The organism is Microbulbifer sp. YPW1, assembly GCF_013367775.1.
Classification (GTDB): Bacteria; Pseudomonadota; Gammaproteobacteria; order Pseudomonadales; family Cellvibrionaceae; genus Microbulbifer.
Genome location: NZ_CP055157.1, coordinates 1284265 through 1300816, shown reverse-complemented (window position 1 = coordinate 1300816; position 16552 = coordinate 1284265). Strand labels below are relative to the sequence as shown.

General features: G+C 59.7%; 11 protein-coding genes. 10 read left to right on the top strand and 1 reads right to left on the bottom strand.

The genetic code is table 11. The features are described from left to right. The first annotated feature begins 17 nt into the window (after positions 1 to 17). Entirely contained in the window at positions 18 to 503 is a 486-nt protein-coding gene (locus tag HUW35_RS05465) for a chemotaxis protein CheW (protein ID WP_181254614.1), read from the top strand. A gap of 77 nt (positions 504 to 580) precedes the next feature. Here the strand turns inward: HUW35_RS05465 and HUW35_RS05460 are convergent, their stop codons facing one another. After that, complete coding sequence (locus HUW35_RS05460) at positions 581 to 3268, bottom strand: penicillin-binding protein 1A (protein WP_181254613.1); 2688 nt, start codon at positions 3266 to 3268, stop codon at positions 581 to 583. Positions 3269 to 3424: 156 nt separating this feature from the next. Between HUW35_RS05460 and HUW35_RS05455 the strand changes: the two genes are divergently transcribed. The 9 genes from HUW35_RS05455 to HUW35_RS05415 all read left to right on the top strand — a co-directional run bounded on the left by HUW35_RS05455 (position 3425) and on the right by HUW35_RS05415 (position 16528). Then, positions 3425 to 4501 (top strand): pilus assembly protein PilM, encoded by a 1077-nt coding sequence (locus HUW35_RS05455; RefSeq protein WP_181254612.1) that lies wholly within the window; start codon positions 3425 to 3427, stop codon positions 4499 to 4501. A gap of 3 nt (positions 4502 to 4504) precedes the next feature. Next, positions 4505 to 5092 (top strand): PilN domain-containing protein, encoded by a 588-nt coding sequence (locus tag HUW35_RS05450; RefSeq protein WP_181254611.1) that lies wholly within the window; start codon positions 4505 to 4507, stop codon positions 5090 to 5092. A 2-nt stretch (positions 5093 to 5094) separates the two neighbouring features. Next, entirely contained in the window at positions 5095 to 5715 is a 621-nt protein-coding gene (locus HUW35_RS05445; RefSeq protein WP_181254610.1) for a type 4a pilus biogenesis protein PilO, read from the top strand. Beyond that, positions 5712 to 6239 (top strand): pilus assembly protein PilP, encoded by a 528-nt coding sequence (locus tag HUW35_RS05440; protein ID WP_181254609.1) that lies wholly within the window; start codon positions 5712 to 5714, stop codon positions 6237 to 6239. The genes HUW35_RS05445 and HUW35_RS05440 overlap by 4 nt, the downstream gene beginning before the upstream one ends. A 2-nt stretch (positions 6240 to 6241) precedes the next feature. Beyond that, a complete protein-coding gene (gene pilQ, locus HUW35_RS05435; RefSeq protein ID WP_181254608.1) occupies positions 6242 to 8467 on the top strand; it encodes a type IV pilus secretin PilQ family protein in 2226 nt (741 codons plus the stop codon). Continuing rightward, positions 8467 to 8988, top strand: coding sequence for a shikimate kinase AroK (aroK, locus tag HUW35_RS05430; RefSeq protein ID WP_219932692.1), 522 nt, complete (start codon positions 8467 to 8469; stop codon positions 8986 to 8988). Before pilQ ends, aroK begins: the two co-directional genes overlap by 1 nt. A 164-nt stretch (positions 8989 to 9152) precedes the next feature. Next, on the top strand, positions 9153 to 10238 hold the full coding sequence (gene aroB / locus HUW35_RS05425) for a 3-dehydroquinate synthase (protein WP_181254606.1): 1086 nt from the start codon (positions 9153 to 9155) through the stop codon (positions 10236 to 10238). A gap of 404 nt (positions 10239 to 10642) precedes the next feature. Beyond that, positions 10643 to 15094: a glutamate synthase large subunit gene (gene gltB / locus HUW35_RS05420; RefSeq protein WP_181254605.1), complete on the top strand. Its 4452-nt coding sequence runs from the start codon at positions 10643 to 10645 to the stop codon at positions 15092 to 15094. 15 nt (positions 15095 to 15109) lie between these two features. Then, positions 15110 to 16528, top strand: a complete 1419-nt coding sequence (locus tag HUW35_RS05415) for an FAD-dependent oxidoreductase (protein WP_181254604.1) — start codon at positions 15110 to 15112, stop codon at positions 16526 to 16528. The last annotated feature ends 24 nt before the right edge of the window (positions 16529 to 16552 follow it).

Sequence of the window (16552 nt, the reverse complement as noted above, 5' to 3'; positions counted from 1 at the left end):
GGCGGAGAGTGCACACCATGAGCGGAGTAGACGCCCTGCCCACTACCGAAATGCCCCAGGAGGTCAGCAGCCTGTTACTGCCGTTGTCGGACGGCCAGCTGTTGGTGCCGGTAGATACATTATCTGAAATCATCGCCCTGCAGAGCCCGGTGTCGGCATTTGACGCTCCGGACTGGTACATGGGGGAGTTGCACTGGCGGGAGTTGCGGCTGCCGCTGGTGTCGTTTGAGGTGATGCGCGGCAACCCGATGCCGACCCTGCGCAGCAACTGCCGCATCGCAGTGCTCAGCAGTGGCAATAGCGAGGGCGATCTGCCGTTCTTTGCCGTTGTACTGCAGGGCACGCCGCGACTGGTGCGGGTTACACCGGATGAGCTGACCGGGCGCGAAGGGGAATGTGCGCTCGGTGAACTGATGCACGTTGCGCTGTCGGGTGAAGCCGCAGTCATTCCCGACCTGGCGGCACTGGAAGAAGCCTGTCTGGCGTACCGCAAGCGTCGTTGATTTTGCGTACTAACCGGAACCAATAAAAAAGCCGCTCAATTGAGCGGCTTTTTTATTGGTGATGTCCCGAGCCAGGATCAGAACAGTTCTTCCGGCAGCTGTTCCTGAGTCTGTTCGCTTTCACTTTCCTGGGAGCCGGGTCTGTCGGAATAGATCGACGGGTAGTTGCCGTAAGTCTCGCGTCCGGGCACCCGGTCCGCACGGAAAATCTCGAAAATGCCGCCGCGGGAGGTGCGCAGGCCAGTGCGCGGATTGATTCGCATGGTGACGATATCGTCCGGCTGCGGCAGGTGTCGCTCGGGCAGGCCGTCCAGTGCTGCAGACATGAAATCAATCCAGATCGGCAGGGCGGCGGAGCCACCGTATTCGTTGCGACCGATGGGCGTGTTGTCGTCAAAGCCCACCCAGGTGCTGGTTGCCAGGTAGGGACTGTACCCGGAGAACCAGGCGTCGCGCGGGCCGTTGGTAGTACCGGTCTTGCCTGCGATATCGCCACGCTTCATGACCAGAGCCTTGCGGCCGGTACCGCGCTTGATCACGTCCTTGAGGATCGAGTCCATGATATAGGCGGTTTCCGCGGACATCGCACGGGGGGCGCGCGGACGCGCCTGCTCATCGGCATACAGTGGTGCTACCGGCAGGGTGCGCAGTTCCAGCGGTTCTTCTTCGCCGGTCAGTGCTGCTTCCTGCTGGGCCGCCTGCAGATCGATGGGTTCTGCCGAAGGATCACGCTCCTCGCCGATCTCCGGACAGTCGCGGCAAACGGTCAGTGGCAGGGCCTGGTAAACCGCGTCGCCGTGCACGTCCAGTACCTGATCCACCAGATAGGGCTCTACCCTGAATCCACCATTGGCGAAGGCCGCGTAGCCGCGCACCATCTCCAGCGGCGTCAGCGCCGAGCTACCGAGGGCGATGGACAGGTTGCGCGCCAGCTTGTTGCGCTCGAAGCCAAAGCCCTCGGCAAAGGTGAGCGCGCGCTCCAGTCCCAGAGCCTGCAGCAGACGGATGGAGACCATGTTGCGCGACAGATACAGGGCCTTGCGCAGGCGTGTCGGGCCGAGGAAGGTGCCGCCGTCGTTTTCGGGGCGCCACACATCTTCCAGGTTGGTCTGTTCAAAGATGATCGGCGCATCGTTGATGATGCTGGCAGCGGTGTAGCCGTTCTCCAGGGCCGCCGAGTAGATAAACGGCTTGAAGCTGGAACCGGGCTGCCGTGCGGCCTGCACAACGCGGTTGAAGTGGCTCTGGCGGAAGTCATAGCCGCCGACGAGGGCGCGGATGGCGCCATCCTCGGGCTCGAGAGACACCAGTGCGCCCTGGGCTTCGGGGATCTGGGTCAGGTGCCACTCCTCGCGGGCCTGGGGTAGCTCATCTTCGGATTGCTGTTCCAGTCCTTCCGGTGCCGCAAACGGGTCGTCGGTAATATCGGTCTCCGCCAGTGCTTCGGCGGCAGATTCCTTCGCCTGATCTTCGGCCTCGCGCTGCTCCCGGGCGACTTCCTCGGCGGAGATCACCACGCGACGCAGGCGGATCACATCGCCGGCGGCGAACATCTCTTCGGCAGAATTGATGCGGGCGCCGCGGGCGTTTTCGGAAATATACGGACGGATATTGCTGAGGCCGTGCTCCCACGGGATCTCAATCACGCGGCGGTCGCGCAGCTGCACACGCAGGCTCTGCGGCGCAACCTCGGTGACCACGGCGGGCTCCAGGCCGCCCAGCACGGGAATTTCCTTCAGCAGATCAACCAGCTGGTCATTGTCCGCCAGCAATTCCGGGTCCAGGCGCTGTTCCGGGCCGCGGTATCCGTGGCGGCCGTCATAGGTTTCCAGTCCGTGCTGCAGGGCGTTGCGTGCAGCGTCCTGCAGGCGACTGTCGACCGTGGTAATCACCTGGTAGCCGTCGGTATAGGCGGCATCGCCGAACAGGTCCACGGCTTCCTTGCGCGCCATTTCCGCCACATAGGGGGCGCTCAGGTCCAGATCGCGGCCGTGATAACGGGCGGTGACCGGCGCGGTGATGGAGTTCTTGTACTGGTCCTGGTCGATATAACCGAGGTCCAGCATGCGCTTGAGGATCCAGTTGCGGCGCACCAGCGCGCGGGAAGGGTTGGCGATCGGGTTATAGGTGGAAGGCGCCTTCGGCAGGCCGGCCATCATTGCCCATTGGGCCAGGTTCAGCTCGTTGATGTCCTGGCCGTAATACACGTGTGCCGCGGCCTGGAAGCCGTATGCGCGGTTCCCCAGAAAGATCTTGTTGATGTAGAGGGCGAGAATTTCGTCCTTACTGAGTTCCTGCTCGATCTGCAGGGACAGCAGAATCTCGTTGAACTTGCGGATAAAACGCTGTTCCCGGCTGAGGAAGAAGTTTCGCGCCACCTGCATGGTCAGGGTGCTGCCGCCGGACTGGATGGAGCCACTGGCCACCAGCTGGCGCACCGCGCGCATCAGGCCCTTGATGGAAACGCCGCTGTGGGAGTAAAAGGCGTCATCCTCCGCGGCGAGAATGGCCTTGATGAACATCTCCGGGGTCTGGTCGATGGTGATGGGGCTGCGGCGCTTTTCGCCGAACTCCCCGATCAGCTTCATATCCCGCGAATAGATCCGCAGGGGGGTCTGGAGGCGGATATCCCGCAGGCTCTCCACCGAGGGCAGGCCTGGCTTCAGATAGAGGTAAATGCTGGAAAACGCCATGGCGCCAGCGGCGGCGCCGGCCAGAACCAGCCACAGCAGGGATAGCAGGCGGTTGCGGGCTTTATCGGTCATGAATAATGCTTCTGTATACGTCTTAATCAATTATATCGGCACTGTTCGACAATTATACGAATAATGTGCACTGTTACCTATGCAAAAGGCGGTTGCGGCGGTAATTTAAAGTGCTATACCATCAAACCTCCATAACCCACGGAAAAGATAAGAAAAATGGGGATGCTCCCTTTTCTCAATAAGGGCCCGAAAGCAATGCTTGGGCTCGATATTAGCTCCACCTCGGTAAAGTTGCTCGAACTGAGTCGCAGTGGCGACAAATACCGCGTGGAAAGCTATGCAACCGAGCCCCTGCCTCCGAATGCGGTGGTGGATAAAAATATCAATGATGTGGGAGCCATCGCCGAGGCGATTCGCAAGGTGGTGCGCCGCTCCAAGACCCGGCTGCGGCAGGCGGCCGTGGCGGTTTCCGGCTCTGCGGTCATTACCAAGACCCTGGATATGCCCGCCGATCTCTCCGACGATGCGCTGGAAGCCCAGATCGCACTGGAAGCCGACCAGTACATTCCCTACCCCCTGGACGAGGTAAACCTCGACTTTGAAGTGCAGGGGCCGTCCGAAAAGGGTGAGGGGCAGGTTGAAGTGCTGCTGGCGGCATGCCGCAGCGAGAATGTAGAGCAGCGGATTTCCGCGCTGGGCGAAGCCGATCTCCAGCCAGGGGTTGTGGATGTGGAGGCCTACGCCATCGAGCGCGCTTATACCCTGCTGGATAACCAGTTCCCTCCCCAGGAGCAACTGGTGGTGGCGGTCATCGATATCGGCGCCACCATGAGTGCGCTGTCGGTGATGGTCGACGGTCGTACCGTCTATACCCGCGAGCAGTTGTTTGGCGGTCGCCAGCTCACCGATGAAATCCAGCGTCGCTACGGCCTGTCAGCGGAAGAGGCCACTCTCGCCAAGCGCCAGGGCGGCAGCGGTCTGCCGGATGACTACTACCCGGAGGTGCTGGAGCCCTTCCGCGATGCGGTAGTCCAGCAGGTGACACGTTCCCTGCAGTTCTTCTATTCCTCGACTTCCTACAGCGACGTGGATTACATCCTCCTCGGCGGCGGTGTCGCCGCCATGGATGGACTCGCCGAGCTGGTGGGTGAGAAGCTGAACAAGCCCACCATGGTGGCCAATCCTTTCCGGGATATGAGCGTTGCATCCCGTGTCAATCGTCAGGCGCTGGCCAGTGAGGCGCCCTCGCTGATGATTGCCGCTGGCCTCGCCATGCGCGAACGGGAGTTTTAACACATGGCAAAGATCAACCTATTACCCTGGCGCCAGGAATACCGGGCGCAGAAACAGAAAGAATTCCAGCAGGTCGCTGTGCTGGTGGTGATCGCTGCCGCTGTCTCCGTGTTTATGTGGATGAAGACCGTGGATGCGCAGATTGCCAACCAGAACGAGCGCAATCAGTTGCTGAATACGGAAATCGCCGCACTTAACAAGCAGGTGCGCGAAATCAAGGATCTCAAAAAGCGCCGTCAGGAGCTGATCGACCGTATGCGGGTCATTCAGGAACTGCAGGGCAACCGCCCGCTGGCGGTGCGCTATTTCGATGAAATGGTACGCGCAGCACCGGAAGGTCTGTGGCTGACCCATCTGAAACGCACCGGCAAGACACTCGAGGTCTCCGGAGTGGCGGAATCCAACAACCGGGTTTCCTCATTTATGCGCAGCCTGGATCAGTCGGAGTGGTTCCAGTCCCCGAACCTGACAGGCGTTACCGCGAAGCCGGAGTTTGGCGAGCAAGCCAGTGCGTTTGAGATGACGGTCAATGTCAGCGGCCGCAAAAAAGAAGAAGATCAGAGCGCTGACGGCGCCAACAATGGAGCGTAACCGTGGCGCTTGAAGATACTCTCAAACAGCTCAATGATCTCGATATCAGCGATATCGATTTTTCTCGCGTCGGTGTCTGGCCCCTGGCCGGACGCGTGGCACTTTTGATTGTGATTGCTGCGGTTCTGGTCGGCGGAGGCTACTTTGCGCTGATCAAGGATCGCTACACCCAGCTTGAATTCGCAGCCAACCAGGAGCGCGAGCTGTTTACCCAGTTCGAGCGCAAGTCATTTGAGGCTGCAAACCTGGATGCCTACCGCGAACAGCTGGCGGAAATGGAAGAGACTTTCGGGGCGCTGCTCAAGCAGTTGCCGAAAGATACCGAGGTGCCGGGCCTGCTGGAAGATATCGATGAGTTCGGCCGCGGTAGTGGCCTGACGATCCAGAAGGTTGCGCTGGAAGGTGAGCAGGTAGGTGAATTCTATGTGGAACTGCCGATTCGTATCGAAGTGCAAGGCGGATACCACGAATTTGGTGCGTTTATCAGTGGTATCGCCGGTATGCCGCGCATCGTCACCCTGCATGATTTCGAAATCGAGAACAGCAAAGACGGCGCAGCCCTGTTGAACATGGTGGTGAACGCGAAGACCTATCGCTACAAGGATCAGGGAGAGGAAGGATGAAACAATACTTCGCTCTGACCGCGGCCCTGCTGGCGCTTTCCGGCTGTAGCCTGGACGGCTCGCACGGCGACCTGCGCGCAAAGATGGCGGCGGTAAAGCACAAGCCCAAGGGGCAGATCGAGCCTATCCCTACGTTTACCCCTTACAGCCCGTATGTGTACAGCGCGGCCGCTCTGCGTAGCCCGTTTATTCGCCCGGTACTGGAAGCCGATCAGCGGTTGGTCGGGCGTAAGCTGGATGTGGCGCCGGATATAAATCGACAGAAAGAACTGCTGGAGCGTTACTCCTTCGATGCGCTTTCCATGGTGGGAACTCTCTCCCGTGGCGGCCAGTTGTGGGCTCTGGTAAACGATGGTGACGGGGGGATTCATCGCATCACCATCGGCAATTACATGGGTAAAAATCACGGGCGTGTAGTCAACGCCTCATCGTCACAGATCGATGTACTGGAAATTGTGCCGGATGGCACCGGCGGCTGGATTGAACGGCCGCGGGCACTGACTTTGGAAGACAAGGACAACTAAAAATGATCACCAAGCATCTCGCCATCGTATTGGCGCGGGTAGCCAATGCATTGCCGTGCCTGAAAGCGCAGCTGCTGGGCCTGCTTCTACTGCCACTGGCAGCGCCAACACTGGCCAGCCAGTTGAACGATATCCAGTTTTCCGAACTGCCCGGAAGCCGTCTGCAGCTGCGTCTGACATTCAGCGATGTACCGCCGGAACCTACGGGTTACACCATTGAGCAGCCAGCACGTATCGTGATGGATTTTGCCGGTGTGGAAAGCGTGCTTCCGGAAAAGAAATACGCACTCGACATCGGTACCGCGCGCAGCGCAGTGATCGTGTCCAGCGATGATCGTACTCGACTGATTCTGAATCTCGACGAGCTGCCGGTTTACACCAGCGAGCGCGTGGGCAATCAGGTGGTGCTCGAAGTGGGAGCCGATACCGCGACTACCGCAGCCGTTGCTGCAGCGCCAGTGAATAGCGGCATCAATGTCGGCGGTAATCCCCAGTTCAAGGCCGCGGGTAATGTCGCGATCAACAACGTGGATTTCCGTCGCGGTGAGGGCGGCGAAGGCAAGGTGATCGTCAGCCTTACCGATCCCGCGGTGAATATCGACGTGGAGCGCACCCGTGGCAAGATCGTACTGACCTTCCTCGGTGCCGAGCTGCCCCCGGCGCTGCGCCAGCGTCTCGACGTGACTGACTTCGCCACCCCGGTGAACAGCATTAGCGTCGACTACGACGGTCGCAACACGGTGATTTCCGTTGATCCCCACGATGGCGAATACGACTACCTGGCCTACCAGGCGGACACCGAGTACGTGCTCAGTGTAAAACCGCTGTCGGTTGCCCAGGTTCGCGAGAAGAAAAAAGAATTCCAGTTCACCGGTGAGAAGCTGTCCCTGAACTTCCAGGACATCGAAGTGCGTTCCGTGCTGCAGCTGATTGCCGATTTCACGGATCTCAACCTCGTAGCCAGTGATACTGTGCAGGGCCGTATTACCCTGCGACTTGACGGTGTGCCCTGGGACCAGGCGCTGGAGCTGATCCTCAAGGCCAAAGGCCTGGACAAGCGTCAGGAAGGTAACGTGATCATGGTGGCACCGGCAGCAGAAATTGCCGAGCGCGAGCGCCGTGAACTCGAGACCCGCAAGCAACTGGAAGAGCTGGCGCCGCTGCGTACGGAATATATCCAGATCCGCTACGCCGATGCGCGTGAGTTGTTCACACTGTTCGCTGGTGAGCAGGGCGGTGCTGGTGGTGGTGGACTTGGTCAAGGTAACTTTGCCGGTGGTCGCGAGGATCAGGAAGGGCGCAGCATTCTCTCGACCCGCGGTAGCGCGATCGTGGATGAGCGAACCAACACCATCATCCTGACCGATACCGAAGATAAAATTGCCCAGTTCCGCGAGCTGATCAATGCCATTGATATCCCGATCCGTCAGGTGATGATCGAAGCGCGTATTGTGACAGCCAACACCGGCTTCCTGCGGGATGTCGGCGTGCGCTGGAATTATATGGAAGACCACAACATCAGCGATGATGCGATCGGTATCGGTTCTGGTCGACAGCTGGGCCAGATTTCGGAAGGTGATGGCAGTGGTCCGGACCTGCAAGCACCTGGGACCCTGCATGATCCAATGCTGGTTGACCTGGGTATTTCCAGCCCTGCGGGCAGCGTGGCCTACGCGATACTGAAAGATGACTTCCTGCTCGGCCTCGAGCTCACCGCTCTGGAAGATGTGGGCAAGGCGGAAATCGTTTCCCAGCCTAAAGTAGTTACCGGTGATAAACAGGAAGCGAGCATCCGCTCCGGTGTGGAAATTCCGTACCTGGAAGCCACTTCCTCCGGTGCCGCATCTGTAACCTTCAAGGAAGCGGTGCTGTTGCTGAATGTAACCCCGCAGATCACCCCGGATGACAACATCATCATGAATCTGAACATCGACCAGAATAGTGTCGGTGAGCTGTTCACTAACGTGATTACCGGCGCACAGATCCCGGCGATCAACGTGAACTCGCTGCAGACCAAGGTGCTGGTGTCAAATGGTGAAACCATCGTGCTAGGCGGTATCTTTGAAGCGCAGACCATTGAGGGCGAGACCAAGGTGCCGTTCCTGGGGGACATTCCCTTCCTCGGCCACCTGTTCAAGCGCACCAGTCGTGAAGAAGACAAACGCGAGCTGCTGATCTTCATCACGCCGCGCATCATGCAAGACGAGTTTCTCTCCTTCAGCAAGTGATCACACAGCCTATCTTCCTGGTCGGCCCCATGGGGGCCGGCAAGTCCACCATCGGCAAATTGCTGGCAGCCCAACTCGGGCTGCCTTTTGCCGATTCGGATAAAGTCCTCGAAGACCGCACCGGCGCCGACATTCCCTGGATATTTGATGTCGAGGGCGAGGCCGGATTCCGTCGTCGCGAAAGCGAGGTGCTCGCTGATCTCTGCAACGGTCAGCCCCAGGTGGTTGCTACTGGCGGGGGGATCGTGCTGCTGCCGGAAAACCGCGCGCTGCTGAAGGCGCAAGGCTTTGTTGTATACCTGCGTGCAAGCCTCGACCAGCTGGTGGAACGCACTTCCAAGAATAGCAATCGACCGCTGCTACAGGTCTCCGATCCAAGGAGCAAGTTGCGGGAAATTCTCCAGCAGCGGGAAGCCTTCTACGCTGAAGTCGCCGACCTTGTCTGCGATACCGACGACTGTACGCCGCGGCAGGCCTCGAATCTGGTGTCAGAGCGACTGCTGGCGAGTGCCGATCGCTGAGTCGGCATTGCCGCCAGTAAAATTTCCCACCCCATCGCTCGCGATCCCCTGTGCTTATGTAGCTGATTGTGCTGTCGCGCTATCCTATGTGCCCTCGCTGCTTGTGCTAGAGTGCCCACCTTTCCAATTTCAGAACTGTTCAATGTGCGCTAAAGGGAGTAGCCATGCACAGCCTTCATGTCGACCTGGGTGACCGCAGTTACCCCATTCTGATCGGTAGCGGCCTGCTTAAACAGTCCACGTATTTGCAAAAATCCATACGCGGCAGGCAGGTGCTGGTTGTCACCAACGAGACTATTGCCCCGCTGTACCTGGAGACCTTGCTTGAGAGCCTGAGTGGCTTTGACAAGGTGGACACCGTGCAGTTGCCAGATGGGGAAGCCTTCAAAACACTGGATACCGTCAATCGCATTTTCGACACCCTGCTGACGGCGCGTCACGATCGCAGCACCACAATTGTTGCGCTCGGCGGCGGTGTGATTGGTGATATGAGTGGGTTCGCCGCTGCCTGTTACCAGCGCGGCGTGGACTTTGTACAGGTGCCTACGACCCTGTTGTCCCAGGTGGATTCTTCCGTTGGCGGCAAGACCGGGGTCAATCATCCGCTTGGCAAAAACATGATCGGGGCCTTTTATCAGCCGCAGCTGGTGCTGATCGATATCGATACGCTGAATACGCTGCCCGATCGCGAGCTCTCCGCGGGGATTGCCGAAGTCATCAAGTACGGGATGATCTGTGACGCCGAGTTTTTCCAGTGGCTGGAGCAGAACATGGATGCGCTGCTGGCGCGGGATCCGCAGGCGCTGGCGTACGCGGTGGAGCGCAGCTGCGCGGACAAGGCCGCGGTTGTGGCCGAGGATGAGCGCGAATCCGGGTGTCGCGCCATTCTCAATTTCGGGCACACCTTTGGTCACGCGATCGAGGCCGTGCAGGGCTATGGCAACTGGTTGCACGGTGAGGCGGTTGCTGCGGGCATGGTGATGGCGGCAGAGTTGTCGCGACTGCGCGGCTGGATCGGCCAGCAGGAAGTGGATCGGCTGCGCGTGCTGCTAAGCAAGGCCAGCCTGCCGCAACAATCCCCCGCAGATATGACCGTCGACGATTACTTGCAGGCAATGTCGGTGGATAAAAAGGTGCAAGATGGCAAATTGCGCCTCGTACTGCTCGCTGCCCTCGGCGACGCACAGATTGTCGCTGATACCCCCCGGGATCTGCTGATAGAAGCTTTGCACGCCTGTGGTGCGAAGTGATGGAATAACTGGAATGGATGTTGCGTGAGGATTCTTTAGCGAGCAACCTGATCAAAAGAAGATAAATCGGTTAAACCTGCTGTCAACAGCGAAAAAAACTGACGAATCTTGCAATTGCAGGGGGGCACGAGTAATATTGCGCGCCCCCTCGGTGAAAGCCGGGGAAATGAGCTAATAACAACAAACGCAGGCTCGCATACAGCGAGACACACCCAAGCCCCTAACGCGGGCTTTTTTTGTCATTGGGGTACTGAAATCTCAGTGGAATCTGCGGCACCTTTGGCTCGAAAGTAGATAAATATACCCCCGTAGCAGCTCGCGGGCTGTGAACTGATTTTCACTGCAATAGATCCGCGGTGGACCATCGGAACCGGAGGGGTAGCAATAACACTTTGAGGAATTCTATGGGTAGCGGTCTGTATCGATTGGATGAGTTCAAAGATAACTGTGGCTTTGGATTGATCGCCCACCTGAAGGGCGAAACCAGCCACAAGTTGTTGCAGACAGCGATTGAATCGTTGACCTGCATGACTCACCGCGGCGGTATTGCCGCCGATGGCAAAACCGGCGACGGCTGTGGCTTGCTGCTGCAGAAGCCTGACGGTTTTCTGCGCGCCGTGGCCAAAGAGCAGTTTGGCCGGGACCTGAGCGACCTGTACGCCATCGGCTCCATTATGCTGCCGCTGGACGATGCCGAGGCCGCCAGTGCGCGCGCGATTCTGGAGCGCGCCGTACAAGAACAGGGCCTGCAAGTGGCCGGCTGGCGCGTGGTGCCCACCAATGAGGATTGTCTGGGGCCGATCGCCAAGGAAAGCCTGCCGCGCTTCGAACACCTGCTGATCGACAACGCGGAAGCGCCGCTGGAGCAGCAGCAGTTCAATGCGCGCCTGTTTGTGGCGCGCCGCAAGGCCGAGCAGCAGCTGACCGACGCCACCTACATCGCCAGCCTGTCCACCTCGGTACTGTCATATAAAGGTTTGATGATGCCGGCAGACCTGCCGGCGTTCTTCCCCGATCTGGCCGACCCGCGCCTGGAAACCGCCATCTGCGTGTTCCACCAGCGCTTCTCTACCAACACCATGCCGCGCTGGCCGCTGGCACAGCCGTTCCGCATGCTGGCGCACAATGGTGAGATCAACACCATCACCGGCAACCGCAACTGGTCCGTGGCGCGCACCAACAAGTTCATCACCAAGTTGCTGCCAGAGCTCACCGAGCTGAAGCCGCTGGTCAACCGTGTGGGATCCGACTCTTCCAGCCTCGACAATATGCTCGAGCTGCTGACTGTGGGCGGTATCGACATGCATCGCGCCATCCGCATGCTGGTACCGCCGGCTTGGCAGAACGTGGATACCATGGATTCGGACCTGCGCGCCTTCTACGAATACAACTCCATGCATATGGAGCCCTGGGACGGTCCTGCCGGCCTGGTACTGACTGACGGTCGCCACGCGGTGTGTACCCTGGACCGCAACGGCCTGCGCCCATCCCGTTGGGTGATCACCAAAGATGACTTCATTACCGTGGCCTCGGAAGTGGGCACTTACCAGTACGACCCGGCGGATGTGGTCGCCAAAGGCCGTTTGGGCCCGGGCCAGATTCTCTCGGTAGATACCCTGAAGGGTGAGCTGCGCCACACCGCCGAAGTGGATGGAGAACTGAAAAAAGCCCAGCCCTACAAGAAGTGGCTGAAGGAAAAGGCCCGTCGTATCCGTTCCACCCTGGTGACCGCACCGGTGGACAACAACTTCTCCATGGAGCAGTTCAAGGTCTACCAGAAGTTGTTCAGCTCATCCCTGGAGGAGCGTGATCAGGTGATCCGCCCGCTGGCAGAAGCCGGGCAGGAAGCGGTGGGCTCCATGGGTGACGATACGCCTATGGCGGTGCTTTCCGAAGGCAACCGCTGCCTGTACGACTATTTCCGTCAGCAATTTGCGCAGGTCACCAACCCGCCTATCGACCCGCTGCGGGAAACCATCGTCATGTCCCTGGAAACCTGCCTGGGGCGTGAGAAATCCGTGTTCGAGCAGACCCAGGAGCACGCCGACCGGGTGATCCTGTCGTCCCCGGTACTGTCGCACATGAAGTACACCGCGCTGCTGGATCTGGGGCGCGAAGAATTCACCGCGAAAATATTCGACCTCAATTACGACCCGGCGCAGCTGGACCTGAAGAGTGCCATCGAAAAGCTGTGCAACGATGTGGCCGAGTCGGTGCGCAAGGACGGCACCGTGGTTGTGGTGCTCTCCGACCGCGATATCGAAGAGGGCAAGCTGCCCATCGACGCGCTGATGGCCACCGGTGCGGTACATCACCACCTGGTGCACAACGGCCTGCGCTGTGATTCCAACATCGTGGTGGATACCGCCACCGCGCGTGATTCCCACCAGCTGGCCTGTCTGATCGGCGTTGGTGCCACCGCAGTGCACCCGTATTTCTCCTACAGCATCATCAATCACCTGATCGAAACCGGTGAGCTGCTGCTGGACGCGGCGACTGCGCAGAAGAATTACCGCAACGGCATCATTAAAGGCCTGCTGAAGATCCTGTCGAAGATGGGTATCTCCACCATCGCCTCTTATCGCGGTGCGCTGCTGTACGAACTGGTCGGCCTGTCCCAGGACGTGATCGACCTGTGTTTCCCGGAAGCGCCCGCCCGGGTACTGGGTGCTGGCTTTGCCGAGCTCGAAGACGACATGCGTGCGCGTGCGCAGCTGGCGTGGAAACCGCGCAAAAAAGTTTCCCCCGGCGGCCTGCACAAATTTGTCTACGGCGAGGAGTACCACGCGTTCAACCCGGATGTGGTCAAGGCCCTGCAGGAAGCGGTGCGCACCGGCGACTACGGCGCCTGGCGCGACTACGCTACCCTGATCAACCAGCGCCCGGTCGCCACCCTGCGCGACCTGCTGGGACTGAAAAAAGACGTGCAGCCGATTCCGCTGGACGAAGTGGAGCCCGCGGAAAACATCCTGCGCCGCTTCGATTCCGCCGCCATGTCCCTGGGCGCCCTGTCGCCGGAGGCCCACGAGGCACTGGCCCAGGCCATGAACCGCCTGGGCGGTCGCTCCAACAGTGGTGAGGGCGGTGAAGACCCGGTGCGTTTCGGCACCGACAAGGTCTCCAAGATCAAGCAGATCGCCTCCGGCCGTTTCGGGGTGACCCCGCACTATCTGGTCAATGCGGAAGTACTGCAGATCAAGGTCGCCCAGGGCGCCAAGCCCGGTGAGGGTGGCCAGCTGCCCGGCGGCAAGGTGAACGAGCTGATCGCGCGCTTGCGCTACTCCGTACCCGGCGTGACCCTGATCTCGCCGCCGCCGCACCACGATATTTACTCGATTGAAGATCTGGCGCAGCTGATCTACGACCTCAAGCAGGTCAACCCGGATGCGCTGGTTTCGGTGAAACTCGTGTCCCGCCCCGGCGTCGGCACCATTGCCGCGGGTGTGGCCAAGGCCTACGCGGATCTGATCACTATTTCCGGTTACGACGGCGGTACCGCGGCGAGCCCGATTACCTCCATCCGCTACGCCGGCTCCCCGTGGGAGCTGGGCCTGGCGGAAACCCACCAGACCCTGCGCGCCAACGACCTGCGCGGCAATGTGCGCGTGCAGACCGACGGCGGTCTGAAGAGTGGTCTCGACGTGGTCAAGGCGGCCATGCTGGGTGCGGAGAGCTTCGGCTTCGGTACCGCGCCTATGGTGGCGCTGGGTTGTAAGTACCTGCGTATCTGCCACCTGAACAACTGCGCTACCGGTGTCGCTACCCAGAACAAGGACCTGCGTGACGATCACTACATCGGCACCGTGGAAATGGCGATGAACTTCTTCAAGTTCGTGGCCGAGGAAACTCGCGAGTGGATGGCAAGCCTGGGCGTGCGCACTATGGACGAGCTGGTGGGTCGTGTGGACTTGCTGGAAACCCTGGAAGGACGCACCGCCAAGCAGAAAACCCTGGACCTGTCGCCGCTGCTGCACACCGATGCACTGCTCGACAGCAAGCCGCAGACCTGTCAGCAGGCGAAGAACGAGCCGTGGGACAAGGGCCTGCTGGCCGAGCGTATGGTGGAAGAAACCCTTCCGTCCATCGAAAACCTGGCCGGTGGCGAATTCAGCTTCAACCTCACCAACTGCGACCGCTCCATCGGTGCGCGCCTGTCCGGTGAGATTGCCAAGCGGCACGGCAACCAGGGCATGGTCGATGCGCCGATCAAGCTGCGCCTTACCGGTGTTGCCGGTCAGTCCTTCGGTGTTTGGAATGCCGGCGGCCTGGAGATGTACCTGGAAGGCGACGCCAACGACTATGTGGGCAAGGGCATGGCCGGCGGCAAACTGGTGATCCGTCCGCCCCAGGGCAGCAGCTTCAAGTCGGAAGAGACCAGCATTGTCGGCAACACCTGCCTGTACGGTGCCACCGGCGGCAAGTTGTTCGCGTCCGGGTGTGCCGGCGAGCGCTTCGGCGTACGCAACTCCGGTGCCTTCGCGGTAGTGGAAGGCGCGGGTGACCACTGCTGTGAGTACATGACCGGCGGCATGATCGCGGTGCTGGGCAAGACCGGGGTCAACTTCGGTGCCGGCATGACCGGTGGCTTTGCCTATGTGCTGGATATGGATCGCGACTTCTTCGACAAGTGCAACCACGAGCTGATCGAGCTGCGCCGCATCAGCAGCGAGGCCCTGGAGGAATACCAGAGCCACCTGCGCGAAGTGATCGAAGAGTTCGTCGCCGAGACCGGCAGTGCCTGGGGTGAGGAGTTGCTCGACAACTTCGACGATTACCTCAACAAATTCTGGTTGGTCAAGCCGAAGGCGGCCAGCCTCGCCGGACTGCTGTCCGATGTACGCAAGCGCGGCGAATAAGGGGGATATTTACTTATGTCACAGCGTCTCAACAACGATTTCCAGTTTGTCGACGTGGGCCGAGTGGACCCCGCCAAGAAAGACATTATCACGCGCACCAATCAGTTCGTGGAGATCTACCAGCCTTACACCGAGAAACAGGTAGCCAGCCAGGCACACCGTTGCCTGGATTGCGGCAACCCCTACTGTGAGTGGAAGTGTCCGGTACACAACTACATTCCGAACTGGCTGCGCCTGATCAGCGAAGGCAACATCATGGAAGCGGCGGAGCTGAGTCACCAGACCAACTCCCTGCCGGAAGTGTGTGGCCGCGTGTGCCCGCAGGACCGCCTGTGTGAGGGGGCCTGTACCCTGAACGATGGTTTTGGTGCGGTGACCATCGGCAACGCCGAAAAATACATTACCGATACCGCCTTCGCGTTGGGCTGGCGCCCGGACCTGAGTACAGTTAAGAAAACTGACAAGCGCGTCGCGGTTGTCGGCGCGGGCCCTGCGGGTCTTGCCTGTGCGGATGTACTGGTGCGCAACGGCGTGCAACCGGTGGTTTTCGACAAGTACCCGGAAATTGGCGGCTTGCTGACATTCGGTATTCCAGAATTCAAACTGGAAAAGTCCGTGATGCAGCAGCGTCGTGCGATTTTTACCGAAATGGGTGTGGAATTCTGTCTGGAAACCGAGATCGGCAAGGACATCACCTTCGACCAGCTGATGGCCGATTACGATGCGGTGTTCCTGGCGATGGGTACCTACAACTACATGAAGGGCGGCTTCCCCGGTGAAGACCTGCCGGGCGTGTACGATGCGCTGCCGTTCCTGGTGGCCAATGTGAACCGCAATCTGGGTTTCGAGAAGAAACCGGAAGATTTCATTTCCGTGCAAGACAAGCGCGTGGTAGTGCTCGGCGGTGGTGACACCGCGATGGACTGTAACCGCACCTCCATCCGCCAGGGAGCCAAGCGCGTGACCTGTGCCTACCGCCGCGATGAGGAAAACATGCCCGGTTCCCGTCGCGAGGTGGCGAATGCGAAGGAAGAGGGCGTGCGCTTCCTGTTCAACCGCCAGCCGGTTGAGATTGTCGGGGACGGCAAGGTGGAAGGCGTTAAGGTGGTGACTACCAAGCTGGGTGAGCCGGACGAAAATGGCCGCCGTCGCCCGGAAGTGATACCCGGTTCTGAGGAAATTATTCCTGCAGATATCGTGCTGGTAGCCTTTGGTTTCCGTCCGAGCCCTGCCGAGTGGTTCGGTGACCACAATATCGAGGTTGCTGACTGGGGTGGTGTGGTTGCTCCTGAGAAGCAGGAATACAAATTCCAGACTAGCAACGAAAAAGTCTTTGCCGGTGGCGATATGGTTCGCGGCTCTGACCTCGTTGTAACTGCGATCTGGGAAGGCCGTCAGGCTGCAGAAGGTATTCTCGATTTCCTTGAGGTTTAATTTCTCGTTTTGTCTGCCTCCGTG

What these genes read in the sequence shown, in the direction of transcription:
- HUW35_RS05465 (WP_181254614.1), top strand. Translation starts at nt 18, where the DNA reads ATGAGCGGAGTAGACGCCCTGCCCACTACCGAAATGCCCCAGGAGGTC.
- HUW35_RS05460 (WP_181254613.1), bottom strand. Translation starts at nt 3,268, where the DNA reads ATGACCGATAAAGCCCGCAACCGCCTGCTATCCCTGCTGTGGCTGGTT.
- HUW35_RS05455 (WP_181254612.1), top strand. Translation starts at nt 3,425, where the DNA reads ATGGGGATGCTCCCTTTTCTCAATAAGGGCCCGAAAGCAATGCTTGGG.
- HUW35_RS05450 (WP_181254611.1), top strand. Translation starts at nt 4,505, where the DNA reads ATGGCAAAGATCAACCTATTACCCTGGCGCCAGGAATACCGGGCGCAG.
- HUW35_RS05440 (WP_181254609.1), top strand. Translation starts at nt 5,712, where the DNA reads ATGAAACAATACTTCGCTCTGACCGCGGCCCTGCTGGCGCTTTCCGGC.
- pilQ (WP_181254608.1), top strand. Translation starts at nt 6,242, where the DNA reads ATGATCACCAAGCATCTCGCCATCGTATTGGCGCGGGTAGCCAATGCA.
- aroB (WP_181254606.1), top strand. Translation starts at nt 9,153, where the DNA reads ATGCACAGCCTTCATGTCGACCTGGGTGACCGCAGTTACCCCATTCTG.
- gltB (WP_181254605.1), top strand. Translation starts at nt 10,643, where the DNA reads ATGGGTAGCGGTCTGTATCGATTGGATGAGTTCAAAGATAACTGTGGC.
- HUW35_RS05415 (WP_181254604.1), top strand. Translation starts at nt 15,110, where the DNA reads ATGTCACAGCGTCTCAACAACGATTTCCAGTTTGTCGACGTGGGCCGA.